This is a genomic window from Ruegeria sp. AL3 (genome assembly GCF_056536065.1).
Genome location: NZ_JBQFJG010000002.1, coordinates 180,868 through 206,558, shown reverse-complemented (window position 1 = coordinate 206,558; position 25,691 = coordinate 180,868). Strand labels below are relative to the sequence as shown.

Here is a 25,691-nt window from a genome sequence, read left to right as displayed (position 1 = left end):
GCAATCAAGTTTGCTTAACAGCGCTTCTCAACGATGGCAGGTTTGTTCGCCTCACGGCCATCCGCTCATTGAAATTGCCGCGCTTTGAACGAACGGCAGTTCTCGGAAAGCCGATGGGTGGACTCTGTGAGATATCTAATGTCGGCTGTGGGCCGCCCTAAACCTGTGAGCGCGGGTGTTTCCCTGTCATTCGCTGCTCCAAAACTGATGATCTGCTCCCATCTTTGATCGGCAGGTGAGCATAGTTTCTTTCAGACCGCAGCACATACCCGCAAGGCATCGAGAATTGCGGCATGCATATTGCGGCTTGTAACTGCGTCGCCAATGCGGGCCAAATAGAATTGACTGCACTGATTGGTGTCAACGAATGGAAACCCTCCGTCAATGAGCGCCTTGTGTTCAACCTGCCCATGATTGCGCGAGATTGGTTTGAGGTCGAGATAGAGTTCGGCCATCGGAGACAGACCATGTTCGACAACTACGTGATCAACAAGACGTTCTGTGACATTCCCCGTCAACACATGACGAAGGCTGGCGCGAACTCGGTCATCTTCGCGCACCAGGGAGGCGAGCTCCTGCAGGCAGGTAAAGGTAACTCCATTGGCGGCCAGATCGCGTAAGGCGACGGCAGAGGTCGTTGGGCCAAGGTCATACAGAATTGCCCGGTCCGGGGTCACGAGATTGACACTGCAACCATTGCCTGCCAGCGCATCGGCCGTGACGGCCGCAGGGTGGCCTCCAACCTCGTCGAACAACAGCACCTCGCCCGAGACACGTGCCTCACCAGACAACATCTCCCAGCTGGAGATCGTCAGATCACCACCGGGAATGGCCAAAGGTTCGGGCCAGCCGCCTGTCGCAATAATCACGACATCGGGGGCTTCGGACAGCACGTCATTGGCCTCGGCATAGGTGTTCAAGCGGATATCGACGCCAAGCACCGTCACCTCGGAAATCAACCAGTCAGCGACTCCCCAGACCTGTCTGCGCGTTTTCCCTTTAGAGGCCAGAACCAACTGCCCGCCCAGCCGATCCGATGCCTCGAACAGCACGACTTCGTGACCGCGCAGGGCGCAGACCCGTGCGGCCTCCAGTCCGCCGGGCCCGCCGCCGACGACAAAAACTTTCTTTCGGGTGTCGCTGTGGGCGATGATATGAGGCAAGGTCTGCTCACGCCCCGTGGCGGCATTGTGTCCGCAAACGGCAGGTTTGCCCTGATTGACCCGGTCCACGCAGTAGCCCAAGCCGACACAGGGGCGGATGCGTTCTTCTCCTCCACGCGCGAGTTTTTCTACCAGATAGGGATCTGCCATCTGTGCGCGGGTCATGCCCACCAAATCGACGAAGCCACCAGTGACTGCGTGGCGGGCCGTGGCAATATCTGCAATCCCTCCCGCGTGCAGGATCGGCAGATCCACGGCATCACGGATGCGTCCGGCCACTGTGATATGTGGGGCCGCCGGCAGGCCCATGGGGCGCACCCATTCGGCCAAGCCCAGGTCATCGTAGGGCGCGCCGGCAAGAATGTTGAGCAAGTCGACATGGCCGGATTTTTCCAGCATCCGGGCGACGGCAATGCAATCTTCGGCGCTCAGCCCTCCTTCGGTCAGTTCATCGCCGGTGATGCGCATCGACAGGATGAACTCAGAACCAACTTCAGCACGTACTGCGTCAAGAACTTGCAGGGTCAGACGCATTCGGTTTTCCAACACCCCACCATATTCATCGTCCCGCTGATTGGTCAGCGGGGACAGGAACTGCCCCAGAAGATGTGAGTGGGACAGAATCTCGATCCCGTCAAATCCACCCAGCTGACAACGTCGCGCAGCAGATACGAAATTACCGATCACGCGGTCGATGTCTTCTTGCTCCATCACTTTTGGAAAGGCGCGGTGAGCGCGTTCGCGGATACAGGAAGGGGCCAGAACCGGCAACCAATGCCCATCATCCCAGGCTGTGCGGCGCCCCATATGGGTGATCTGACACATGATGGCGGCACCATGTTCATGAACACCATCCGTCAGTTTCCGGAACCATGGAATGATACTGTCATCGCCGGCATAGAGCTGGCCGAACACCGATGGGCTATCAGGGGCGATATTGGTTGACCCGCCGACCACGGTCAGGGCAACCCCGCCCTTTGCCTTTTCCTCGTGATACAACCTGTAGCGGTCCCGGGGATGGCCATCTTCGACAAAATTCGGCGCATGGGACGTGCTGACGATGCGGTTGCGCAAAGTCAGGTGTTTCAATTGAAACGGATCGAGTAGGTGCGCCACTTTCGTGCCCCTTCGGCCAAATCTGCTGTTTGAAAACTATCCAGGGTCGGCTCCGCTGGTCAGTTTCAACACCTGATAAGTTTGGTTGTCGAAAGCACTTTACTTGGGAAGCTATGCGTAAGAATTCACTGCTTCCGACACTGCTGTATGAAAAGGCGACCCGACCAGGAAATCCAATGGTGGAACACCCTTTGAGCAGAGAAGGGAACCTGGCAGGGGCCGCTCGATCCGTCAAAGTCTTCAGCAGGCCGCGAGCGTGTGTAATCTTAGATTGGAGGTGCCGCATGCTCTGTGACTATCTGTCTGGCGACAACCCTTTCGCGATGTATCATGTACAGCCCTGCACTAATGATGACGGCAATACCAATCAGGCTCAGTGTGTTCGGAAAGTCATTGAAGACAAGGTAGCCAAACAAGGTTGCTACTGGCAGCTCAAAATACTGCAAAGGAGCCAATGTGGCAGACGGGGCAAACGACAGCGCATAGGTCATCATCATGTGGCTCACCGTCGCAAAAAACCCAGCTCCCAGAAGCCACAACAACGCGATGTTTGTCGGCCAAATGGGATCGAACAGCTCGGAGCCAGAACCTTGGGCAACAATAAGCATTGGAATGCAAAACAGACTGGCAATCAGGCCAGTGTGGAACTGTAGGGCCACGGGGTGCATCCGACGCGACAAGCCCCGCGTAACAAGAATGTAGAAAGCGAATGCAACTGCTGTACCAAGCGGAATTATTGCAACCGCGCCGAAAGCCGCGAAACTGGGTTGGATGACGAACAATACGCCGACAAACCCCACAAGAGCTGCCCCGACGCGACGAGGACCGACATCTTCACCAAGGTAAAACTTGCCGACCAGCAAGACAATGAACGGTGCCACAAACACGATGGCAAGGGCATCAGCAAGCGGCATCACTCGGATAGCCGTAATGAAACAAAAAGTCGCGAACAACAAGAGTAAGGAGCGGAATACGAGTACCATCAAATCACCCCGCGCCACACGCAATGACAGTCCCATAATCCAGACAAACGGCGCCATCAACGTGCACTGCACCACAAAGCGAGCAGCCGTAATCTGCCCAACTGGCACACTGGTCGATGCGAGTTTCGCAGCTACATCCAGCAAAGGAGCAGTCCGGCAAAATCCCAGCATCAGTGCAACACCGACAAGGATGCGATCTGTTGATTGAGGTATGGAATTAGGGGTGGTCATCCCATCATGTAGAAATATCGCCAATTGCGTGTCTGTTCTCAATGCGACGCCAGGCAAAAGTCCCGATATTCCCGTGTTCAATCTGAGCTGAAATTTGCACCCGCAGCGAATGGCAGCTTCAACGGGCCGCACCGCGGCAACATAGGTAGTGGATCAACGGCAGGTGTGGGCCGCCCCATGTAGGCGGCCCAACTTCACTAGATTTCAATGGCTTCAGCGATGGCTAGGGCATCCTCGAGTTCGACGCCCAGATATCTGACCGTACTGTCCATTTTGGTGTGGCCCAAAAGGAGCTGAACCGCACGAAGGTTTCCGGTCTTCTTGTAGATCTGAGTGACCTTGGTTCTTCGCATCGAATGCGTGCCATAGGCGCTTGCTTCTAGACCGATCGACGTGACCCAGTCGCGGACGATCCGCGCATATTGACGGGTCGAGATGTGCAGCCGCTCATGGAAGCGACCCGGCCAAAGGTACTCGGAGCCGACCATGAGCTCGTCTTCCATCCACTTCTCGACCGAGGCGCGTGTGCCTTCGGATATCTCAAATCGCACAGGCTTCTGTGTTTTGCTCTGTAGGACCGATGCCCGCTCCTTGATCTGACCGGACGCCATGACATCAACGACTTTCATCTTCACCAGATCGCAACCGCGGAGCTTGCTATCGATCGCCATGTTGAACAGCGCCAGATCGCGATGATTCTCGGCGAGTTCGCGCCTGACGCGGATCGCCCAGACATGTTTTGGCTTTAGTGGTCGCTTTTGACCAACGATGCGGCCTTTGTTCCAGGCTGGGCGCAAAGCGCGAATGGCAGGTAGGTTTGGTGTGTCCATGACTTATCCTCCGATCCGCCATGCCCTCCCAGAACGACAACCCGACGTTGACCGATGCAACATATCACAGGATGCTGCGCCGCATTTGAGGTCTGGAACGAGCCCACTTTGACCGATACTGCAATCAGCAACAACTGGAAGAAAGGGCGGAAAACGGACTTTCGCTGCAGGACGGACTAATGTCCGCTTGCGGCTACCCAAAGTGACCTGCAATTGCAGGTCTGTGTGCTTTCGCCACGCATTCCAAAGATCAAAGAGGAGCCGCAGCAACTGCAGACACATACTTCGATGAATTATTCGCTATGCCGCAGCTTAGCTGAATGCGCGAGAACGGTACTGTGTCGGCGATTGTCCAAACCACGTGCGGAACGCACGCCGGAAGCTGTTGACCTCGGAGAAACCAAGATAAAAGGCGATTTGAGACAGGTTCAGGTCGTTTTCACTCAAGAGCATCTTTGCCCGGCTAACTTGTTCGGACAGCGCGATCTCCTTGAACGTCACATCTTCGATCCGAAGCTGACGCTGCAATGTCCGAACCCCCACACCAAGTGCCGCCGCGACATCGTCGACTGCGGCGCTGCCGTTGTTGAGTTGCATGCGAAGCGCTTGGCGTACCGTTTCGGCATGTGTGCGGGGCGGGCGGTTCAACCGCAACCTCTCTATGCCTGCAGCCGTCATTTGCACGCGTCCGCCTTCGTCAAGGCGGGTCGGCGTCTGAAGTTGCGACATCGGTATTGCGATCCCCGGAAAATCTGCATTGGCCCGGACTTCTGTGCCGAGCAATCGTGCAAATGCAACTTTCTGAAGCCTGTGCTCAGCCGGAAGTTCGACCCAATCTGGCACCCAGCTTGTCCCAAGGTAGGGACGCACAAGAGCGATTAGGATCGAAGGAATTTCCTGCTCAAGCAATTGAGCCCCGATGCTCTTTTCAAATTGCACCCCGAAACTGAATACCAGACAATTTCCGTCGGTTCGTGTGCGAATTTGGGTCCCTCGTTGGATAAAGGGCAGCGCCCGGGCGGCCCGTTGAAGGGCGATGTCCAACCGAGAAGCCCCAAGTGCATAGCTCGAAAACGGATCAGGCCGGTTGAGAGAAGAGTAGGCAAAGTCTTTCGCCATGATCGCCCCGAGATGGCGCTCTCCAATTTTGCCGGAAACCGTTTCCAGAAGCTGTGCATGATACCGTATCGGCAGCGGAACCGGAGGGCCTTCAAGCACCGTGCGGGTTAACCCAACATCTTTGAGCGCACGTTCAACGAGCCTTGGGGACGCCATCTGGCCCAGGGCGTCGAGTGTCGGGAGTAAACCCCTTGAGTTCTGCATCGGGTCGCGCACGCGCTCACTATGTCGTCGATTGATCACTTTGAGAAGTGTTTGGCCCATCCCAACGCCATTCTTGGCCGCCTACCTGAGGAATGAGCCAAACAAAGCGGCCGAAATTGGAACGGTCGCGCTCTGACCCCAAAGGAGATTGAAATGAAAACGGTATCCTCTTTCCTTGCCATCGTTGCCGCCGCAGGCCTTGCCGTGCCTGCTTTTGCGGAGGCCCCGGTGACGGTGAATGTGACCAATTTTGTGCGAGCTGAGACCGACATGTATCATCAGCGCATTGTTGATCTGGGTGGCTTTGGTGGGTTGATGCATATCCGCGAACCGGTACCACTGGATGCGCAGGATGTGATCCGCATGAACCGTGATACACTTTATTCCGGCGTCGTGATCAATCTGACCGAGCCCGCCTCGATTGTGCTGCCAGACTCCGAAGGGCGCTTTATGTCCATGCTGATTCTCAACCAGGATCACTATGTGGTTGGCGTTGTACATGACGCGGGCACCTATCATTTCACTGAAGAGGAGGTCGGCACGCGTTATATGTCGGTCCTGTTCAGGACGTTCGCAGACGAGAATGACCCATCAGACATTGCCCTGGCCAACACGCTTCAGGACGCCATTGAAGTACATCAGTCTGACGCCGGAAGCTTTGAGGTACCAAACTGGGACGCCGCCTCCCGTGATTTGACACGCGAACTGCTGCTTCCGTTGGCGCAAGGGCTCAGTGGTAACACGTTTGAGGTGTTTGGGACGGCCGACGCCGTAAATCCAATCTCGCATTTGGTCGGCGCGGCGGCCGGATGGGGCGGCAACCCACCTGCGGCGGCGGTTTATGACGGCCAATATCCGGTGTTGGGCGATGGCACAATTCCCCACATCCTGACTGTCGGCGACGTCCCTGTAGACGGTTTCTGGTCGGTCACAGTCTATGATGCGAGCGGTTACATGGTGCCCAACGACGCAGGGGCCTATTCGGTCAACAACGTGACTTCCGTTCCCAACGAGGACGGCACCGTGACCATACATTTCGGGGATTGTGAGGATGGTCGGGTGAACTGTTTGCCGATCATGGACGGGTGGAACTACGTCGTGCGCCTGTATCAGCCGGGTCCAGAGATCCTTGAAGATGGCTGGGCCTTCCCGATTGCCCTGCCCATTGATCAGACATCCTGATCAACGCTTCGCGTCATTGCCTCGGTCGGCGGTTGTCCGACCGGGGCTTTATTTTGCCACCTGCCTCCCTTGGTTTGCACATCACAGGTCTGCTTCAAGACAAAAGCCCCAAGCAGACGCCCTTTTGTCGTCAAATGATCACTTTCGGCGGTCGCAAGGTGCAAGGCGCGAAATTACCTCAGGTTCATCAAAGACAAACACGGACACCTAAAACGTAGGAGATTGAAATGAAACGTCGTTCCGTTCTGAAAACTGCCCTGACCACTGCTCTTGTTGCAGCGCTTTCGGTACCGGCCTTTGCCGCTGAACCCCCTGTGAAAACCGCGGCTGATGGCTTGCCGTTGGCAGAGCGCACGGTGCCTGTCCCAGTGGGCGTATCCCCAGAATTGGCCGAGTTGATTGGCTCGCGCGAGATCGTAGGAATGCCGGCGGTTCCGGAGACACTGGAAGAGTGGCTGTCTTTCCAAGCCCAATTTGATGCAGCGTCTGCGCAAGGGGCCGAGGCGATGTTGGCCAAAACCGGAGCCAATTTCAGTGTTGGTCAGATCGCGGGTGTTACGACATATCTCGTCACGCCTGAGGAAATCGACCCGCGTTGGGCCGACACCGTTTTTGTTCATGTTCATGGCGGCGCTTTCGTGTTCAACGGCGGCAAAGCGGCAATCATGGAGGCCGCTTGGTTGGCAAATGGGCTGGGTGTAGAGGTGATCTCTGTAGATTACCGTCGCCCGCCCCTACACCCGTTTCCGGCAGCAACCGATGACGTGATTGCGGTTTGGGGCGAGATCACTCAGAACTATGATCCAGCCAAAATCGCCATGTTTGGGACATCGGCGGGCGGCAACCTGACGCTTTCTACAACTCTGCAACTGCGGGACGCAGGTCTGCCGGTGCCGGGTGCGATCATGGCTGGCACGCCCGCCACCGATCTTGCCAATGTGTCTGACAGCTGGACAACCCTCGAAGGTCTTGATCCGCTTGGCCAGCATGAGGGCGTAATCGCGGGCACTTTTGAGCTGTATGCGGGCGGCAAAAACGCCGACGATCCGTATCTCTCTCCGGTCTATGGCGACCTTGAGGGGATGCCGCCTGCAATCTTCCTTAGTGGCACGCGGGATCTGTTGCTCAGCGATACAGTGCGGATGCACCGCGCCATGCGGGATGCGGATGTAGCCGCCGAACTGCACGTCTATGACGGTCAGGCGCACGGCGACTACATCGCAGGTTTCATGGTCGATGCCCCGGAATCGCAGGATGCTTTGCGCGAGCTGAACGCCTTCTTTGACCTTCATCTGAAGTAAGCCCACGGCCCAAGGCAATCGACACAGTTGCCTTGGGCGTCCAACCCCGAATTTTTCTCAAAGGTGCGCATATGCCCAGTTTCAGCGCTCAAATTCACACTCTCAAATATCTCTTCATTGCTGTTGCCGCGATCCAACTGGTGACCGCGGCGTCCGGCACAATTGTCGCCCTGTATTTCGCGGAAACCGGTGCTTCGCAGGAAATCGCCGCGCTTGCACCGGCGGCCTACTCGCTGGGGTTCCTGATTGGCTGCTTTTACATCGCTGGTTGGATCACCAGTATTGGCCACATCCGCGCCTTTTCGGCGGCCGCCGCTATTTGTACGGCTGCGGCTTTGCTCTTTTCGGTCACAGATCACGAACCCACCCTTTTGTTTGTGCGGCTTATGACAGGCATCGCCACAGCCGGGCTGTTTGCCATCGGCGACGCTTGGATCAGCGAAACTGTGGATGGGACGTCGCGCGGGCGCCTGCTTGCGGTGTTTGCCATCATTCTGGGCCTGATGTCGGTGTTGAGCCAGGTTATCGTGATCGTGACTCCAGACGATTTGAACCAGTCTTTTGTGTTGGTGTCTTTGCTGTACTGTCTCGCTATCGTCGTGATTGCAGCCGCGCCAAGCACGCCACCGGAAGGCAAAGAGCGGGCCAATGTGCGTGTAAAAGCCCTTTTCATAGATGCCCCCACAGCTGCCTTTGGCGCGCTCGCTGTTGGCATAGTCTCCACGGTTTTCATGAATGTTGTGCCATATCGGGCGGCGACCATGGGCGTCGACGCCGTGGACGTAGCGATCGCAATGGGCGCGGTCTACGTCGGGCGTATCCTGTTTCTCTACCCGCTGGGGCTTGCCTCTGACCGGATGGACCGCCGGAAGGTCATTCTGGTCGCCTCCGCTGCGGCAACCTTCGCGCTCTTGATCTTCGCATTCTTTTCGACCGGAGACGGTGTGCAGTATGCGAGCACGGTGGGAACACCTCTTTATCGTCTGCTGTTAGCCGGTCTGGTTCTGTTGGGTGGTTCGATGCTCACGCTTTACTCGCTCTTGCTCACGCACGCGATGGACCGGACAGTACCCGTCTACGTTGCATCGAGTGCGGTGACCATGCTGTTTGTGTTCACCATTGGCGGCATTATCGGCCCACTCCTGACAAGCGTTGTCTCCGCAGTATTTGGCGACCTGGCCATGAACTGGATGCTCGTCATCGTGATGGCCGCTTTCACAGCCTTGGTTGTTGTGCGGATCAAAACGGTCGCACCTGCAGCAAAAGCTGAACAAACCAACTTTAAGGCGGCAGAGACCACCAGTCTCAAATCCGCACCAACCCAGAAACGCTAAGGCAGGAGACCCATAATGACCTTTTCTACTTCAAACATCCTGCGCGCGGAGAAAGCGACGGTATTGATCTGGTTGGTGTTTGTCGCATTGATCTTCGCCGGTGATCTGATCAAGCCCACCGCCATGGGCTCTGGCATGTCCTGGCTGCTGCTGGGCGGTATCTTTGGCGTGATGTTGGCTGCGGTGTTTCGTGTGGTGCATCACGCGGAATGTCTGGCCGTCATCTTCGGTGAGCCTTATGGCACACTGATCCTGACGCTCTCGGTGATCGGCATCGAGGTGGCGCTTATCACAGCGGTCATGTTGACTGGTGACAACAACCCAACACTGGCGAGGGACACGATGTTCTCGGTCCTGATGATCGTGATGAACGGTCTGGTAGGACTGAGCCTCTTAATTGGTGGTCTGCGCCACGGGCTGCAAGCGTTCAACCTTTCGGGTGCAAATGCTTATCTCGTGGTTTTGCTGCCAGTGGCCATCGTGAGCCTTGTGCTGCCAAGCTTCACCACATCCGCACCCGGCGGCGGCCTCTCGGCTCTGCAAACGGTGTTCATGATCGGGATGTCGGTTGTACTTTATGGCATCTTCCTCGTCTACCAGACCGCAGGCAAACCAGAAATCTTCCGCCAGCCCGCAGACGAACTCCCGACCACAGCAGGATCGGACGCCCACCATCTTGAAACCATAAGTGTTGGCTTTCACGTGGTCTGGCTGGTTCTGGCAATGTTGCCACTGGTTCTGATGTCCAAAAAGCTCGCGCTGTTTGTCGACTTCAAACTTCTGGAATTTGGCGCGCCCGTTGCGCTTGGCGGTTTCCTCGTGGCAGCCATGATCCTGACTCCCGAAGCGCTGGCTGCTCTGGACGCAGCGCGCGCCAACAAGCTGCAACGGGCCGTCAACATCTGCCTTGGCTCAGCACTGGCCACAATCGGCCTGACGGTGCCCGCGGTTCTGGTCGCTGCGCATTTTGTCGGCCTTCCGATTGAGCTCGGCTTGGGAGGCGCTGAGATCGTGCTACTGGCTCTGACCCTTGGGATCAGCATTCTGACCTTCGTAGGAACCCGCACAAATGCGCTTCAGGGCGTCGTGCATCTGGCCGCCTTTATGGCCTATGTGTTCCTGATTTTCGACGGGTCGTGATGGGGCCAAAACCTCTCTATCCATTTGGGAAGCCACGTTTCAGTGGCCTTCTAATCTCCTTCCCGCGAGCGACGCAAAAGCCGACATTGTCATTGGGTTGTGCCAACGACGGCTTTGGGCCGGTCGCGATCGTTCAGTCCGATTGACCGAAGGCCCGAAGCGTCCGGCTCTGCGGTCGCTTGATCCAACCTGGATCGTGCTCTCGCAGCGAAAGTCGGGTCTGACGGGCCGCACTGCAGCGATCAGGACTTGTGCTCAATGTCCGGAACGGACCGCTATAGATCTGGTGTTGTAAACAAGGTGGGCCCGTGTACGTGATTTTGCCAGGGAGAAACCCAGGCTATTTTCTCAGCTAATCATTACCGATGAACTAGAAATCCACCTTTCAATCAGTGTCTGAAGCCCAATTGGATACCTGCACAGGGTTTTTTGGTATTGCCTCGTGTTGGCTGTAACTCAGTGAATTCGGTAGCCGGCCTCGTTTTTAACCATCGAGCATCGCGAGAACGGCGTCGCGATCGGATAGCACTAGCAGCAAGGCAATATCACCCGGCTCCACCCTCTCAAGTATCACTGAAGCGGCCTGTGAGGGCGACGTAGCTCTGAGTATTTGTTTCGCTTCATACCCATGTTCCAAAGCTGTTCGTTCGATCAGATCAGAAATTTCTCCTAATTCGCGACCTCTTAAGTACCCTTCCAACTCCGTTGCGACGACCACATCAGGTCGGAAGTTCAGGGCTGTCGCTGTTACGTCACAGATATCTTGATCTGATCGATCCCCTGCATGGCTAAGCATGATGAAACGCCGTTTTGCCGGCAAGCTCGACAACGCATCGCAAACTGCCGAAATTGAATGCGGATTGTGGGCAAAATCCACGAAAACCTGGGCTCCGTTATGCCGAAACTCGTTGCAACGTCCTGGGTTATCTTTGGCGTCTGGCTTGAACCCGGCCAGCCCGTCGCGCAACGCCTGTTGCGGCAGACCCAGTGCCAGAGCAAGGCACAGGGCCGCCAGCGCGTTCTGGATGTTGTACTTTGCGGCCCCGCCCATTGTCAGGGGAACGTCGGCGACGGGGATCACCATTTGCTCGGTCGTGCCGTCGAAAAAGACAATTTTCCCGTGTTGAACATATGCACAGCAAGTGCCGGTTTCCCGCGCCTGACGGATCAGATCATTCTGTGCATCCAGAGAAAACCACCAGATGTTCGCCGACGTGTTTTCTGCCTCGGCGCGGACATACGCATCATCGGCGTTCAGCGCCAGCACGCCACCCTCCGCCAAGGTCCGGTGGACGGCGAACTTTGCCTGCGCCAGTTCTGGCACGGTGTTGACTCCATATTGCCCCAGATGATCATTCGCCACATTGGTCACTGCCGCCGCCGTCGCCGCGCGGGTCGGCAGGCCCCGGCGCAGGATCCCGCCCCGGGCCACTTCGAGGCAGGCAACCTCGAGCCGTTTGTCGCGCAGCAGCATCCGCCCGCCCCCGGGGCCGGAATAATCGCCGCGGTCCAGAATATCGTCACCCACCCGCACAAATTCGGTCGAGGTCAGCCCCGCCACTTTGCCCGAGGCGCGTGCAATCGCTTCGAGCAGCCGGGTTGTCGTGGTCTTGCCGTTGGTTCCGGTGATGAAGGCAACGGGGATGTTGTGAAGGCCGGACCAGTCCACATCATCGGGGGCGGGCAGCGCATCGACCGACCAGACCTGACTGCCGGTGCCGTGCCCGATCGAGATCTCATCATCGTCGCACAGGATATCCACGCCATGCGCCTCGGCCGCCTCGATCAGGGCGATCAGGGCGGGGTTGGCTTCGCTGGCCATGACACCTTTGACATCACCCACCATCTGATCAAAGTCGCCGGAGGGTGCGGCCAACAGCTCGGCGGCGCAGAAGTGCCAGGCAGTCTGCGCCGCGAAGATCGCGGAATAAAGCTGATCCATCGGGGCCGAGATGGCCAGATTGACGCCGCCGGTGAAGGTACGGTGGGTCACGCTCTGATCCTGCCAGCCAAGCGCATCCATCACCCGGCGCGCATGAGTTTCCCACAATGTCGTGACCTGCGCGGCGTCGATCCCGTTGAAGAACACATCCATCACCGCGCCGGGCTTGTTCCACAGTAGGCCGGGCCCGGTCAGGCGTCTGGCATCATCCACCCGGATATGATCGGCGGTCGCGCTTTCGATGGTCAGCGCGGTTTCAAGCTGTTCGATCCGATCCATTGCGATGCCCCCGATCAGTCCGCGTCTTCGCTGATGTCGCGGGCCAGACGCACGCCGCGCGCGTCCCGGATCAGGTTCTGGTCGCTTTCGAACATATCCTCAATCGAGGTGTCGACAGGTCGAGCCTTGGGTACAGCTTCGACTTCGGGGGCTTCGCCGTCGGAGTTAAAATATATAATCTGCTTCCAGCACCGCGTGGTGTCGTCGCCGAAGATCACCAGCAGATCGCCCGGCGCGGCCTGATCCAACCCGGCCGTCACCGCCTCGACCTCATCAGGGATGATTGTGATCGCAGCGGCGTCTACCCTGTTGTCGATCAGGGCCTTTCGCATCATCTGGGGCACCTCGTCATGGCCACGGCCCCGGCGGCGGTCGTCGGCCTTGCAGATGAATTGGTCAAAATGTCCGGCCAGCGCGGCGGCACCGTCGATGATATCCTCATCGCGCCTGTCGCCGGGCATGGCAACCACACACAGTCTTCGCCCCGTGATCTCAAGCTGGTCGGCCAACGCTGCCATCGCCTTGAGCGCAGCAGGGTTGTGGCCATAGTCCAGGATCACCTTGAAGGGATGTTCGTCATAGACATTCATCCGTCCCGGTGCCTGGAAATAGCTGGTGTCAAAGGTCCGCAGCCCGTGGCGGATATTGTCCAGATCCACACCGAAACTATATGCCATCGCAGCAGCGAACATCGCGTTCTGCACATTGAAGATCGCCTTGCCCTCAAGCGTGGCGGGGATCAGATGCGACCACAGAACCGGGATATGAAGCCCGTTGTCATAGATGGTCAGCATGTCGCCATTCATGCCTTTTTCCAGCACGATGGCCCTACCGCCCGCCTTGATATGTTCCTTGACCAGACTGTGACCCGGGTTTGTCGTTACATAGAAAATCTGACCCGCTTCTGCGTAATCGGCCATTTTTAGACAGTTGATGTCATCTGCATTCAGCACCGCCGTATTGGTGGCGCTTTCAACCACGACGCGTTTGACCACGGCCAGTTCCTCGACGGTATTGATGCCGCCAAGACCCAGATGATCCGCCGAGACGTTCAGGCAGGCCGCCACATCCGAGCGCTGATAGCCCAGGCCCGACCGCACCAGCCCGCCGCGCGCGGTTTCCATCACGGCGAAATCGACCGCCGGATCACGCAGGACGATTTGAGCAGATTTGGGTCCCGTCATGTCGCCCTTGACGCTCAACTTACCGTCTACATAGACACCGTCAGTGGAGGTCATGCCAACGGTCTTGCCGCTGGTTTTCATGATATGGCCCAGCATCCGCGAGGTCGTGGTCTTGCCGTTGGTGCCGGTGACTGCCGCAATCGGGATGCGGGTCTGTTCATTAGCCGGGAACAGCATGTCGATCACTTTGCCCGCTACGTCGCGCGGCTGACCTTCGGACGGGGCGACATGCATCCGGAAACCGGGGGCGGCGTTCACCTCGACAATCGCGCCACCGATATCCTTGTAGGACTTGGTGATGTCATCAATCAGGAAATCGACGCCGCCCACGTCCAGCCCCACCGCCATGATGGCACGTTCGGCCATGTCGCGGTTGTCTGGATGCACCACATCGGTCAGGTCAATGGCTGTACCGCCCGTCGACAGGTTTGCCGTGGAACGCAAATAGAAAACTTCGCCATCCGGCAGCACCGTCTCTTCGGTTACGCCCGCGTTTTCCATCAAACGTTTGGCCTGATTGTCAATCTCCAGCATGGTCAGTACTTTTTCATGCCCAATGCCCCGGCGCGGGTCTTCGTTCACGATGTGGACCAATTCCGCAATCGTGTGCTTGCCGTCGCCGACCACATGGCCTGGCACCCGCTTGGCCACCGCGACCAGCTTGTTGTTCACCACCAGCATCCGGTGATCGAACCCGGTGATGAAGCTTTCCACAAGAATGGCGCGGCTGCGCGAATGTTCCTTGGCCTCAGCAAAACCTGCCTCAACTTCAGCGTCCGAGTTCAGATTGATTGAAACCCCGCGCCCGTGATTGGCGTCCAGCGGTTTGACAACCACCGGATGTCCGATCCGTCCGGCGGCGCGCACTGCCTCGCGCGCTGAATAGACCATGCGCTGCTGCGGCACCGGAAGGCCCAGATCGTTCAGCAGGTTATGAGTGTCTTCCTTGTCGCAGGAAATCTCGACCGAGATATGTTTGGTCTCGGATGTGATGGTCGCCTGAATGCGTTTCTGATACTTGCCGTGTCCGAATTGCACCAGCGAGCCCGAGTTCAGCCTGATCCAAGGGATATCCCGCTCCTGCGCTGCCTTGACAAGCGAGCCGGTCGAAGGGCCGAATTCCTTACGCTGCGCCCGCAGGACGAAGCTCCGCAATTCGTCATCCCAGTTGAAATCAGGGTCGAAATCATAATCCACCTGATCCTTGAGGGATTGCGGCAGCAGGTGCATCAGCAACCGCAATGCCAGCTTGCCCGCGTCCAGACCGACATCGCGCTGGCGGTATTCATAGACCATGTTGTACTTGCCCGGCTCGCCCGTGCCACGGGTCCGGCCAAAGGTCACATCGGTGCCCGCCACATTCTGCACTTCGATGGAGCAATGTTCCAGTACATGACCCAACCAAGTGCCTTCATCCTCACGCAGGCGGCGGATGAAACCACCGGGTTCGCGGTAGGAACAGCCATGTTCCGCAAGACCGGGAAGTGCCTCAACCAGAGCGTCGATGAACTCTGAACCAATTTTTGCCGAGGGCCAATCTTCCAGAATACCCAGATCGATGACATGGCGGATGACCGGAAAACTTGCCCAGACATTCGGGCCGACAAAGACATTGGTCGAGATTATTTTCATGAGGCTCCCCGTTTGTTAGCTTTTTGTTTCCCCCCCGCTGGCGGCCTCATCCTCGGACAGGTCCGGCAATGTGCAGAACGCCAGATGCTCATCCGGCGGAAAAGCCTGGCGAGCCGTCAGATCATAACGGCACCCTTCGCCCAGAACGTCAAGGCGAAGTCCCAGAAGGCTCAGCGCCTCACCCGCGCGCGCGTCCCACATGGACGAATGGGTCAGGTGGCTGGCGTCCACCACCGTGACTGTTCCGCTGCCAACCACTTCCAGAACGTTGTCGGGCCCGATGAAGGCCGCCGTGTCTTCATCAATGCCCAATCCAATCAAAAAAGGGTTGAAAGATGAAGCCGTTAGCAGACGCCCGAGCCGGTTACGCTGAGTAAAGTGCTGATCTATGACGACGGCGTTGGTCAAGCCCATGCCCGGGGCCAGCGTTATATTGCCTTCTGCCGGGGCGGAATTGCTGCTGCCACCGGCAATCATATGCTCGGACATGATCGAGGCCCCGGCCGAGGTTCCGGCAACCGGCACGCCCGCCGCGTTGCGACGGCGGATTTTCTGTGCAACCAGCGTGCCTCCCAGAATCGCCGACAGGCGCAACTGGTTGCCGCCGGTCATGAATATGCCGGTTGCGCGGTCCAGAATCTCGACATAGTCCGGATTGTCGCAATCGGCCCGGCGCGAGATCGGCAGAAACTCGACTTGCCCTGAGCCAAGCTCGGAGAAGATGCGGTGATAATCCGGCCCTGTCTCCTCCAACATCGAGGCGGTCGGGATCACCACGATATCGGCGTCCGCGCCGCCCGACATCTCGACAAACTTGCGGTGGATCTGCATTTCCTTGACGCGGTCTTCGCCGCCGCCAACTGGAATGATGAACCCGCGCGGGGTTTCTGCATCAACGGGTGCAGGGCACATATCTTAACTACCTTCCGGTGCTGAAGCGGGCAGCCACCGGGGGCCGCGCGGGCGCTTACATCTGTTCATACATGCCCCGCTGGGCTATCTGGCCACCGCCGACATGCCATTCCCCCCCAGGCCATCACATGCCGCACGGTAAGGTTTTCGTCAAGAACCACCGGCTCCGCGTCCATTCCCACCTTCAGACGCCCATTGCGGCGCAGTTTCAGCAGATCGGCCACATTAGAGGTGAACGGGGCCAACGCGTCGGACAGCCGCGTAGGCAAAAGGCGGGTCTGTCCTCGTTCCGTGAATTCGATCTACTCCGGGATATTGCGGTCGCGGCGAATGGCGGCTACGCGGGCTGCGACCGCAGCATCTTGACCCGTTCGCTAACGGCAGGAACGGGCCGCTTGCCCCAACGATAAAGTTACCGATTTCGCCTTGCGCTTAGGGCAGCAAAGTCCGACATCGGCAAGAGATAAGCGGAGTCGTTCAAGTGCCCAAGGCTGTTCTGTATCGCATGGACCTACCGAACTATACATGTGGTTATGGGACGGCAGCCCGCGATCTACTGCGGCAACAGAACTTTGAGATTAAAGAACACATCTTGCGGACACGGCGGGAAACCGATGCGTTCAAAGACATGCACCACATTGCTACAACACCTCTCATCTTCATTGATGGGGTAAAGGTCGGTGGCTTCACCTATCTGAAGAAATATCTCAAAGCTAAAAAACCGAAATCTAAGTGCTTCTGGAAACGTTGATCTGATATGATCAATGCCCGCAAAGCACCGTACGTCTACCCGGCGATCATCGGTCTTCAGTTGACCTGTTGATACGCTCAAACTCCTCAGGTGGCAGGATTACATGTCGCTGACCATCCTCTCTCACGATGAAAACCGGCTCTCGCTCCGCAACCCTCAAGATCGCTTCCAGATTTGCCTGAAGTTGCGTGATCGTGATGTCAACCTTACTGCTATGCCAGAATTGAGCGACCGCATCACAAATGACGTCCTTGGCGTAGTCCTCCACTGACAACTCTGATCGGCGCGCCAAGGACTGCAATTCAGCGAAAACTACGTCTGGAATGTCGGGAAGCTCGAGATCGGCCATATCACGTCACTCGCATCGCACAGGTTTTGCACGTCTAAACGATACCAAAGCGATGCCGCTCAGAATTTGGCAAACGGCGGCCTGTTGTCGGATCGAACAATTTCCCGGTTTCGGTATACATAATTCTCGCATGTTCGTTGATTTCTTCGACGCTGCCAGGGAGCGGGTTTGACCCGTCTTCCTTGCGTAACTTCGCGGGCCCTCCACGCACCGGTACCTCAAACAGAGTTCCATTTTTTCGGATCGCCCAGCCATAGAATGAAAGCTGCGCATTCAGTCTGGAAAGCGCGAGGTGGCGTCTGAACATCGAACCAAGACCCGCGCCGGGAATACCGTTCACTTCAGCTAGGCGCGATCTGGCAATCCCGCTCATCTGCGCAAACTGTTCTGAATCGGCTTCGATCTTGCCGTCAGGGTACGCATCAAACATGTGAACATCCTCAGAATAAAGCCTTCCCCACAATATGATACGATAAGTCCGTAGACGATTAAACATCTTTCTTGCCGTTTCAAGGGATGAGAAATCGGTTCACAGCAGATGATTTCGGGAACAACCTGAGATCAGCCCGCAAGGCGCAAGGCTACTCGCAAGAGAGCTTTGCCCATGCGGTGGATCTGGACCGGACATATATTGGTGGAATTGAGCGCGGGGAGAGAAATCCCGGTCTCAAAACCGTCATCAAAATAGCCGACGCTCTGAATCTTGATGTCGCGGACCTCTTCCGGTTGAAAGATTAAGCCGCGCCTTCCTGGAGCCGGCATGTCTACATCGGCTTCCAAATGTAAATCAGCTGCTACCAACTCCTCTTTCTCGGCACCTCTCGTGGTCTCAGAGACAGTGCCGTGCGGCAGCCCCGGGTTGTGGTCGTCTGAGCTCACAACGCATCGAGGGCGTGACCGCCGCAAGGCATTTCCCTCGTCCAGAAACGTCTGTTTCACCACTTAAGTTAATAACAGAATTGAACATTCACGTAGTGCGCTCCTAACGTAAGTTAATAATCAAAACTAACATTGAAAATCATGCATTTACGGGGTGTTTGAGGTCGGATTGACTCTTGATTGTCCGACGGAGATGCCACTAGAATCGGGGGCGTTGGAACGTTCGTTTCAGCACCAGCGTAAACGCCTGTCCCGGACGGAGGCCACGAGCCATGGATGCCAACAAAATGCGCCAGCAGATTGTGAAACTGCATCTCGGGATGGCTCAGACCACAATCACCGAGCTCGCCGAGAGCATCGGGTATAGTCGTTCGGCGGTGTCGAACGTGCTTGCCGGGCGCAGGCGGTCGGCGGAGATCGAAGCAGCCGTAGCCCAGCGCACAGGATTTCGTGTCGAAGACCTGTGGCCAGTGGCTGCCTCTGGAAAGAAGGGGGATATGAAGCGATGATCTAGTAGAAAATAGAAAAGCCCCGAGAGCGGACTCTCAAGGGCCTTCATGTCGATTGGTACCCGACACACAGAAGGTCTCTCGAATCCCCTCAAAAGTCAAGTCTGGCGGCCGGGTCTTTTGACACGACTGGTCGAGCTCGGCCGCCTTCCATCATTCGACAAGAGGAGTGGTGCGGTTCACCTTGACCCAATTGGTCAGGGAGCGATCCCGCACAGCATCAAAACACATGGAAAAAGAATTCTTCATGGCCCCTCGGGCCAATCGTGCATCACGCAACATGCCAGAGCGCTCGCGTGTGCGTACTTTCGTGGAGACTGGCGCATTTCGCCCCAATGGGGGCGAAAGTCAGAAAGTGGTGTTCGACAGCCTTGGTGAATTTGACACCTTCACCACGACAACAGCTCTATACCCCGTGGCTGACATGGTCGAGCAGCCATCTGCCATTGACTACGTCGATGCTGATGGTCGCAGGCGACGGAAAGTAATCGACCAAGTCTACACGCTAAAGGACGGAACCAGAATCGCCGCTGAGATTAAGCCGGCAGAACGCGCCAGAGCTCAGAACCTTGAAGAGAAACCAGGTTATGTAGCGGCGGCAATGCCAGACGATTTTGCTGATTATCTGGTTCTAATCACAGAGGAAAACTACGACCAATGGGAGGCCTTGAATGCGCGTCGGCTGCTTGCCTACCGGCGAGAGGATGACCCGGAGGCGGCCGCGATAATCGCAGAGCTTGCGGATGAGATCGACCTGCCGGTCACGATCCACGAGTTGATTACGAAAGCCGCTATTGGCGGCAGGGCTTGGCCGGAAATCTTCAAAGCGATCTATGCCGGTATTCTGCGCCCGATCCAGGACGGGGTTATTGATCTCGACATGCTGGTCGAGGGAGGCTTGCAATGACTGATATCATTCGTCTCGAGCCCTATTCGCAGATTCAGCAAGGTGACGTCCCTGGTCTTCTCGTGGAACAAGGGTCGCTAGGTGTCATCATCAGTCGCTGGAGTGAAGGAGAAATTGTCTTTGACGAGCTCACCTATAATGAGATCAACGAAGGTCTGAAGACCGGTCACATCACCATTCGTGATGGCTATCACAGTGAAGAGGCCGTCCGACAGCGCGTGCAGTTTGCCGATCAGATTGTCACCCATCTGCCTGCAAAACAGCGCTCAACGGTCTTCTTCCGTCAGGCCTGGTGCGATCTCTTTCTGGATGCTGAAGCACGCGGAGAGATTGGCCGCTACTGGAAAGATGTGGAGATCTGGATCCGGAGTGTGGCGCAGGAAATCACGGTGCAGATTCCACAGCCTGATAAGGATGCCGGGAAGCGCAAATATGGAGGAAAGAAGCTGTCAAGCAACGAGATTGACCCGCCAGGCTCTTCGGCCTTGCTGCGTTGGGTCCGCGCTTATGAGGCTAGTGGTCGGTGCGTTCTAGCGCTCATAGACAAACGCTATCTTGCGGGGCGGACGAAGGTCAAATTTGGTCCGGAGAGCGCCGCCCTGCTTCGCAAATGCGCGGATCGATATGCGAGCTTCAAGCGCCCGTCGAAGAAGAGCGTAATTCGCCAGACAAAACGGGCATTCCGGCTGGCGAATGCGTACCGGATCGATCGCGGCTTACCGCCTTTGGCCGTTCCCGCAGAAAGCACAATCTACAGGGAGATATGTCGTCTTGAGCCTTACCATGTGATGTGCCAGCGCCAGGGGCTCGAAGCAGCCAACCGGCATTTTGCAATCATCGGCGAGGGACTGAACGTATTGCGCCCCGGGGAGCGGTTAGAAATCGATGAATGGAAGGTCGATCTGATCACCTTCTTTGCCGAGGCCGGTGTCTTCGGTCATCTGACAGAGGAGCAGATCAAAGCATTGCCGAAAGGACGACGCTGGATCTATGTCGTGATCGATGTGCGAACGCGACTGATCCTCTCGGTGAAGGTTTGCGCAACCCCGAATACCGAAGATGCGATCGCAGCGCTGGACCTGGCAACCCGGGATAAAGCGGACCTTGCCCGCCTTTTTGGCTGCGCGCTTCCAGACTGGCCGGGCACTGGTTTTGAAACTGTTGCCTCGGATCAGGGGGCGGCCTTTGCGAACTTTGATTTCCGGGGCGCTGTGACGGATCTTCGCGGAACGGTCATGTTCCCGCCTGCGGGTGTGCCCAAGCTTCGTGGACATATTGAGCGCTGCTTCAGGACCTTCGGGGTGGAGCTGATGGAGTGTTTGAGTGCGCGCACCTATTCGAACATCGTAGAAAAAGGTGACTTCGTACCTGAAGACTATGCTGCACTTGCTGGTGACGAGTTGACCCGGATCCTGGTTCGCTTTGTTGTGGATGTATATAACAACAAGCCCCATGGGGGCATCGGTGGACAGAACCCGCTGAACTGCTGGCGGGAATTGTGCTCAACCGTTGGCAAGCCGCGCCCTCCCAGCCGAATTGAGCGCCTCGGGGCCTTCGGTCGGAAATACACCCGGAGTATTTCCGGGCGTGGGGTTCGCTTTGCGGGCATCTTCTACACCTGTGAGATGGTCCGGCACCATTTCCTGGCCAGTCCCGATCTCGAGGTTGAGATCCGGGTGGATCATCAGGACCTTGGCCTTATTGAGGTCAATCTCGATGGTGTCTGGGTTGTCGCCCGCCCCCTGGCAAAAGGGTTTGATGGTCTGTCGCTGGATCTCTGGACCGAGGCCTGCAGCAATCTGCGCCGCCGTTTTGAGGCGGAGGCAGAACTGACGCAAGATGTCATTGATCAGGCATTCGCAGACTTCTCGGAGGAGGATCGCGCTGCCTCTCAACGGCTCGGGCTCTCAGCGCTTGCTCCGACAAAAGCCGATGTTGAGCGCAATCGGGAGCATCTCTGGCTTGGGCTGGAGGTCGTGGCGGGCATCACCCCCACGGTTTCCAGGAAAAAACGCGGCCTCCTTGATGGCGTAATTGCCAGGGCAGAGGTGGCGCCACCACAGCTGCCGGAGATCACTCCCTGGGAGGATGATGCGGAACAGGCCATGCCGATCTCGCGTCCGCGCTGGCGTATGGAGGACGGGCAATGACACATATGTCCCGTGAGGAGGTCAGCCACATCGTGGCTGACCTTGAACACCGCTTTATCGCCCATGACACTTATCTGGAACTCCGGGATCAGATCGACGATATTCTCTACCGGCGCAAAGCGCATACAGCTGCTGGCCGCACAACAGCGCAATGCGGCATTGTTGTCATTGGCAATGCAGGGGCCGGTAAGAGTTTTGGCATCGAATACCTTCTGCTGAAACACCCTCATCTGGCTTATGGGAAACCATTTAATGAGGCTTTGACAGTTCGCTTGGCGTCAGAAGCCACGATCAAAGGTGTCGGTCGCGATACCATCGAGGCATATGGATATGAGAGCAAGGGATCGCGGACAGGTCATTCGATCTGGCGGCAGGTGATGCGTTATGCGCGCTCGCATAAGACGCTTTTTCTGCACTTTGACGAAGCGCAGCATATCCTTCGAACCAAATCGAAGTCTGAATTTGACCAGGTGATGCTGGTCTGGAAATCGTGCCTGGAATACGCTGAGTGGCCGGTCAGCCTGATCCTCAGTGGCACCTGCGAACTGCTGGATCTGATCAACCGGGATGAACAGCTCAGCCGGCGGTTTGAGCCCGTGCATTTTGCGCCCATGAGCTATGCCGCCCATGGGCATGAGGTGATGGGCGTGCTGGGTGCCTATCTCGATGCGGCAAAACTGTCGCGCGGCAAAACGCTTGAGACATCGGCATTCGCGCGACGACTTCTGCATGCGGCCCGCTACGAGTTCGGGTCGAAAATCGGGCTGATCATATCGGCTATCAAATTGGCATTGCGCAATGGGAACCAAACCCTTGAACAAAGTCACTTCGCGGGGGCCTATCGGAAACAGAAGCGCTGTGTTGATGCATTGAACCCATTTATTGCTGAGAATTTCCGCTCCATTAAGACGGGTCAGCTTCTCAGCGGCGCAGAGCTGGAGATAGCGCCAGCAACCAAGAGGGGGGCTGCATAATGCCTGTGTTGCCGATCCTTGTTCCCTTGATGCCGGGGGAGACCCCGGCATCTTTCGCATCCCGCCTGGCCTGGGCGAATGGTCTTTCCTTTGCCTCGGAGTTCTGCACCGATCAGGGCTTTACGCTTCAGGCCATCGCCGACGGCGATGAACGGGCCCTTTCGATCCTCGCCCGGCTCGGCGGAGTGGAACTTGCTCAACTGATGTGTGGTGTCGTTTGCAAAGTGTCGACTGGGCAGTACCGGCTGGCCGGGCAGCTTATCGAGAAACGCTGGATCACGCGCAGGCGTCTGCGGTTCTGTCCGGAGTGTGTCGCAGATGACATCATGACAGACAATGGCGGTGGCGCGGCGCAGAGATGCGCCTGGCATGTGCCCTCGATCCGGACATGCCTTCACCACCAGGTCAGGTTGTATGACGACGACAGCTATTCGCACAGCCGTGGTCCCCATGATTTTGCCGGGCGTATCCGCGATCTCAAATTGGGGGCTGATCAGTTGAGAGAGCTGGTTGCATCTCAGGTCTCAACAGGTTTGGAAGACTATCTCACCCGCCGGTTGACGGGTGAACAACAGGGCACATGGCTCGACAATATCGGGTTCGGTGCGGTTGCGCTTGGCGCTGAGATCTTCGGAGTTGTTGATCTGTTTGGTGTCGATGCAAAGCTGAAGCATTTATCCGATAATGAGAAGCGTCGTGCAGGTGCGCGGGGTTTTGAGCTCCTGTCCGAAGGCGAGAAAGGGCTGTTTCGCCTGCTGCGGCGACTGCATGCTGAGGCCGGTTCTCCCATATCACTTTCGCGCGGAAACTTTGGCTGCCTGTTCAATTGGCTGGAACAATCCCATGCGGCGCAATACGAGCCGTTGCGGGATCTCGTTAGGAAATTCTTCGTCGAAACCTATCCCATTGGAGAAGGCGAGCTGGTGCTTGGCAAACCCAGTACAGCCCGTCGCATTCACAGTGTTGAAACCCTGCGGCGCGAACTGGGGCTCGGCCGCCGTCAGACAGTGGAACTTCTTGGTGCGAACGGGTTTCTGAAGCCGGAGGGTCAAGTAGGTAGCTCTGCGAAAGGTGTTGTGCTCGACGCACAGGCATTGGCGCCACTGGTCAAGAACTTTGCGAGAGCGATCTGTCAGGTTGCGGCTCAGAAAAAGATCAATGCGCCAAGGGCACAGTTTGGCGCTCTTGTTGAAGGTGGGATCATCAGCCCCATCGCAGGCTCCCCTGTCGGGAGACCATACTACGATGAAGGGCAACTCGATGCGTTCCTTGCCAGTATTGTGCCACGCACACAGGCGGCAAAAGCGGATGGGCTAGTCGGTATTCAGTCCGTCTGTCGCAAAGCCGTTGCTGGCGCGGTTGATGTGGTGCGACTGATCCAGAGCGGCGAGCTGAAGACCGTGGTCTGGGATGCCGAGCAGGACGGCTATTTGTCCGTGCTTCTGGACCCGGCAGAGGTCGCTGAGGCATTGCGTTTGATCAGACCGGACGGATACCTGCGATCGACCCTGGCGGGGTTCTTCGGGATCAATGCATCTGCAGTCCGCTATCTGGTGGACACAGGCCATCTGAAACTGGTTCGGGCGCGTCATCCGGTGTCCCGGAAGTCGGTGCAGGTGGTCCCGTATAGCTCTGTTGACCGGTTTCTGGAGCGCTATATTCCTGGAAAACACTGTGCGGAATTTCTTGGGGGCAGCACCAGGAAAGTCGGCGACCAGCTCATAAAGGAGCGGGTTCCGTTTATCCGAATGCCGGAAGAGTGTGGTGGACGCATATTCAGGCGGAGCGAGGTGACCTCCGGAGTAGAAGAGCTGGCCAATCGCCTCCCGCTCTCGCATGATGAAATTGCCTGGCCTGAGTTGTGAAGGTGTTGAGATGAGTAGAGAAAGCAAATTTCTGAGTCTGGTGCTTCGGCACAAACCTGAAGAGATCGGTCTTCAGCTTGATAAACACGGGTGGGTTCGTGTTGATGATTTGCTGCGGAAGCTGAAGAAAGCCAATCGCAAGCTAAGCCGCGACGAACTCACTCAGCTTGTCGAGAGCAACGATAAGATACGCTTCACTCTGTCTGATGACGGTCAGCGCATTAGGGCAGCCCAAGGACACTCAATTGATGTGGATCTGGGCCTGGAACCTCAACGCCCACCGGATGAGCTGTATCACGGCACGGCCAGCGCAAATTTGGATGCGATATTTTCCGAGGGGTTGAACCCCGGACGCCGTAAGCAAGTCCACCTTTCGCTTGATCCCGATACAGCTGAACGCGTCGGGCAACGACACGGAAAGCCGGTTGTTCTGCGTGTCGAGGCACAACGCATGTTCGAGGACGGTTTTGAGTTTTTCCGCGCCGACAACGGTGTTTGGCAAACTGACAAAGTGCCAACGACCTATTTGGGATTTGGCAGGATCGCTGAGAAATACAAGAGCACATGACAAACAGAAATCCGTAAAACTGTTTGTCAGTTCGCCTGCATGTATTGCCTTGCCAGCTTCATGGGACGTTTCGTGGGTGAGAGCAACGACAATTGGGGCAACTACGTCTAGACCGCATGGGGCCGAAGGCACCTTCGCCCTCTCAACCTAATCCAACCACGCGAATGCCGAGCGGGGCGTTCTCGAT

General features: G+C 57.0%; 21 protein-coding genes and 1 pseudogene. 13 read left to right on the top strand and 9 right to left on the bottom strand.

The annotated features are described in order from the left end of the window. Positions 1-251 precede the first annotated feature (251 nt). The 4 genes from ACR3E6_RS17380 to ACR3E6_RS17365 all read right to left on the bottom strand — a co-directional run bounded on the left by ACR3E6_RS17380 (position 252) and on the right by ACR3E6_RS17365 (position 5,706). Positions 252-2,279, bottom strand: coding sequence for an oxidoreductase (locus tag ACR3E6_RS17380; RefSeq protein ID WP_480488408.1), 2,028 nt, complete (start codon positions 2,277-2,279; stop codon positions 252-254). A gap of 266 nt (positions 2,280-2,545) precedes the next feature. Beyond that, a complete protein-coding gene (locus tag ACR3E6_RS17375; RefSeq protein WP_480489147.1) occupies positions 2,546-3,493 on the bottom strand; it encodes a DMT family transporter in 948 nt (315 codons plus the stop codon). 197 nt (positions 3,494-3,690) lie between these two features. Continuing rightward, positions 3,691-4,323: a tyrosine-type recombinase/integrase gene (locus ACR3E6_RS17370; protein ID WP_480488406.1), complete on the bottom strand. Its 633-nt coding sequence runs from the start codon at positions 4,321-4,323 to the stop codon at positions 3,691-3,693. A gap of 312 nt (positions 4,324-4,635) precedes the next feature. After that, positions 4,636-5,706, bottom strand: a complete 1,071-nt coding sequence (locus tag ACR3E6_RS17365; protein WP_480488404.1) for an AraC family transcriptional regulator — start codon at positions 5,704-5,706, stop codon at positions 4,636-4,638. 93 nt (positions 5,707-5,799) lie between these two features. Here ACR3E6_RS17365 and ACR3E6_RS17360 point away from each other — a divergent pair, with 93 nt between their 5' ends. The 4 genes from ACR3E6_RS17360 to ACR3E6_RS17345 all read left to right on the top strand — a co-directional run bounded on the left by ACR3E6_RS17360 (position 5,800) and on the right by ACR3E6_RS17345 (position 10,603). Further along, positions 5,800-6,828 carry a DUF1214 domain-containing protein gene (locus tag ACR3E6_RS17360; RefSeq protein WP_209834791.1) on the top strand — a complete coding sequence of 343 codons (1,029 nt, stop codon included), beginning with the start codon at positions 5,800-5,802 and terminating at the stop codon, positions 6,826-6,828. A 227-nt stretch (positions 6,829-7,055) separates the two neighbouring features. Continuing rightward, positions 7,056-8,129, top strand: coding sequence for an alpha/beta hydrolase (locus tag ACR3E6_RS17355; RefSeq protein ID WP_480488402.1), 1,074 nt, complete (start codon positions 7,056-7,058; stop codon positions 8,127-8,129). A 71-nt stretch (positions 8,130-8,200) separates the two neighbouring features. Continuing rightward, on the top strand, positions 8,201-9,463 hold the full coding sequence (locus tag ACR3E6_RS17350; protein WP_480488400.1) for an MFS transporter: 1,263 nt from the start codon (positions 8,201-8,203) through the stop codon (positions 9,461-9,463). Between the two features lie 15 nt (positions 9,464-9,478). After that, complete coding sequence (locus ACR3E6_RS17345; protein WP_480488398.1) at positions 9,479-10,603, top strand: calcium:cation antiporter; 1,125 nt, start codon at positions 9,479-9,481, stop codon at positions 10,601-10,603. A gap of 484 nt (positions 10,604-11,087) precedes the next feature. Here ACR3E6_RS17345 and ACR3E6_RS17340 read toward each other — a convergent pair whose 3' ends face one another. Genes ACR3E6_RS17340 through ACR3E6_RS17330 form a run of 3 tightly spaced genes read right to left on the bottom strand, consistent with a single transcriptional unit; the run spans position 11,088 to position 16,552 of the window. Then, complete coding sequence (locus tag ACR3E6_RS17340; RefSeq protein WP_171636979.1) at positions 11,088-12,824, bottom strand: Mur ligase family protein; 1,737 nt, start codon at positions 12,822-12,824, stop codon at positions 11,088-11,090. 14 nt (positions 12,825-12,838) lie between these two features. Then, the gene (gene cphA, locus ACR3E6_RS17335; protein ID WP_480488396.1) at positions 12,839-15,640 is read right to left on the bottom strand and encodes a cyanophycin synthetase; all 2,802 of its coding nucleotides are present in this window, start codon (positions 15,638-15,640) and stop codon (positions 12,839-12,841) included. A gap of 15 nt (positions 15,641-15,655) precedes the next feature. Then, complete coding sequence (locus ACR3E6_RS17330; RefSeq protein WP_171636974.1) at positions 15,656-16,552, bottom strand: cyanophycinase; 897 nt, start codon at positions 16,550-16,552, stop codon at positions 15,656-15,658. A gap of 481 nt (positions 16,553-17,033) precedes the next feature. On the opposite strand from ACR3E6_RS17330, the gene ACR3E6_RS17325 reads away from it, so the two are divergent. After that, positions 17,034-17,303 (top strand): glutaredoxin family protein, encoded by a 270-nt coding sequence (locus ACR3E6_RS17325; protein ID WP_480488394.1) that lies wholly within the window; start codon positions 17,034-17,036, stop codon positions 17,301-17,303. A gap of 46 nt (positions 17,304-17,349) precedes the next feature. Here the strand turns inward: ACR3E6_RS17325 and ACR3E6_RS17320 are convergent, their stop codons facing one another. Together ACR3E6_RS17320 and ACR3E6_RS17315 are read right to left on the bottom strand one after the other, a co-directional pair. Next, positions 17,350-17,652 (bottom strand): hypothetical protein, encoded by a 303-nt coding sequence (locus ACR3E6_RS17320; protein WP_480488393.1) that lies wholly within the window; start codon positions 17,650-17,652, stop codon positions 17,350-17,352. Positions 17,653-17,686: 34 nt separating this feature from the next. Then, positions 17,687-18,082 (bottom strand): hypothetical protein, encoded by a 396-nt coding sequence (locus tag ACR3E6_RS17315; protein WP_480488391.1) that lies wholly within the window; start codon positions 18,080-18,082, stop codon positions 17,687-17,689. An 86-nt stretch (positions 18,083-18,168) separates the two neighbouring features. Between ACR3E6_RS17315 and ACR3E6_RS17310 the strand changes: the two genes are divergently transcribed. The 8 genes and pseudogenes from ACR3E6_RS17310 to ACR3E6_RS17275 all read left to right on the top strand — a co-directional run bounded on the left by ACR3E6_RS17310 (position 18,169) and on the right by ACR3E6_RS17275 (position 25,504). Then, positions 18,169-18,390, top strand: a complete 222-nt coding sequence (locus ACR3E6_RS17310) for a helix-turn-helix transcriptional regulator (RefSeq protein ID WP_074738218.1) — start codon at positions 18,169-18,171, stop codon at positions 18,388-18,390. A gap of 413 nt (positions 18,391-18,803) precedes the next feature. Further along, positions 18,804-19,040, top strand: coding sequence for a helix-turn-helix domain-containing protein (locus ACR3E6_RS17305; protein WP_480488388.1), 237 nt, complete (start codon positions 18,804-18,806; stop codon positions 19,038-19,040). A gap of 229 nt (positions 19,041-19,269) precedes the next feature. After that, entirely contained in the window at positions 19,270-19,947 is a 678-nt protein-coding gene (locus tag ACR3E6_RS17300; protein WP_480488387.1) for a hypothetical protein, read from the top strand. Then, the gene (locus ACR3E6_RS17295; protein ID WP_480488385.1) at positions 19,944-22,097 is read left to right on the top strand and encodes a hypothetical protein; all 2,154 of its coding nucleotides are present in this window, start codon (positions 19,944-19,946) and stop codon (positions 22,095-22,097) included. The genes ACR3E6_RS17300 and ACR3E6_RS17295 overlap by 4 nt, the downstream gene beginning before the upstream one ends. Beyond that, positions 22,094-23,071 carry a TniB family NTP-binding protein gene (locus ACR3E6_RS17290; protein WP_480488383.1) on the top strand — a complete coding sequence of 326 codons (978 nt, stop codon included), beginning with the start codon at positions 22,094-22,096 and terminating at the stop codon, positions 23,069-23,071. Before ACR3E6_RS17295 ends, ACR3E6_RS17290 begins: the two co-directional genes overlap by 4 nt. Continuing rightward, a pseudogene (locus tag ACR3E6_RS17285) lies at positions 23,071-23,472 on the top strand (TniQ family protein); the annotation flags it as partial. The gene ACR3E6_RS17290 and the pseudogene ACR3E6_RS17285, both read left to right, overlap by 1 nt. Positions 23,473-23,481: 9 nt before the next feature. Further along, the gene (locus ACR3E6_RS17280; protein WP_480489177.1) at positions 23,482-24,936 is read left to right on the top strand and encodes a hypothetical protein; all 1,455 of its coding nucleotides are present in this window, start codon (positions 23,482-23,484) and stop codon (positions 24,934-24,936) included. Continuing rightward, a complete protein-coding gene (locus ACR3E6_RS17275) occupies positions 24,908-25,504 on the top strand; it encodes an RNA 2'-phosphotransferase (protein ID WP_480488381.1) in 597 nt (198 codons plus the stop codon). Before ACR3E6_RS17280 ends, ACR3E6_RS17275 begins: the two co-directional genes overlap by 29 nt. Positions 25,505-25,691 lie beyond the last annotated feature (187 nt).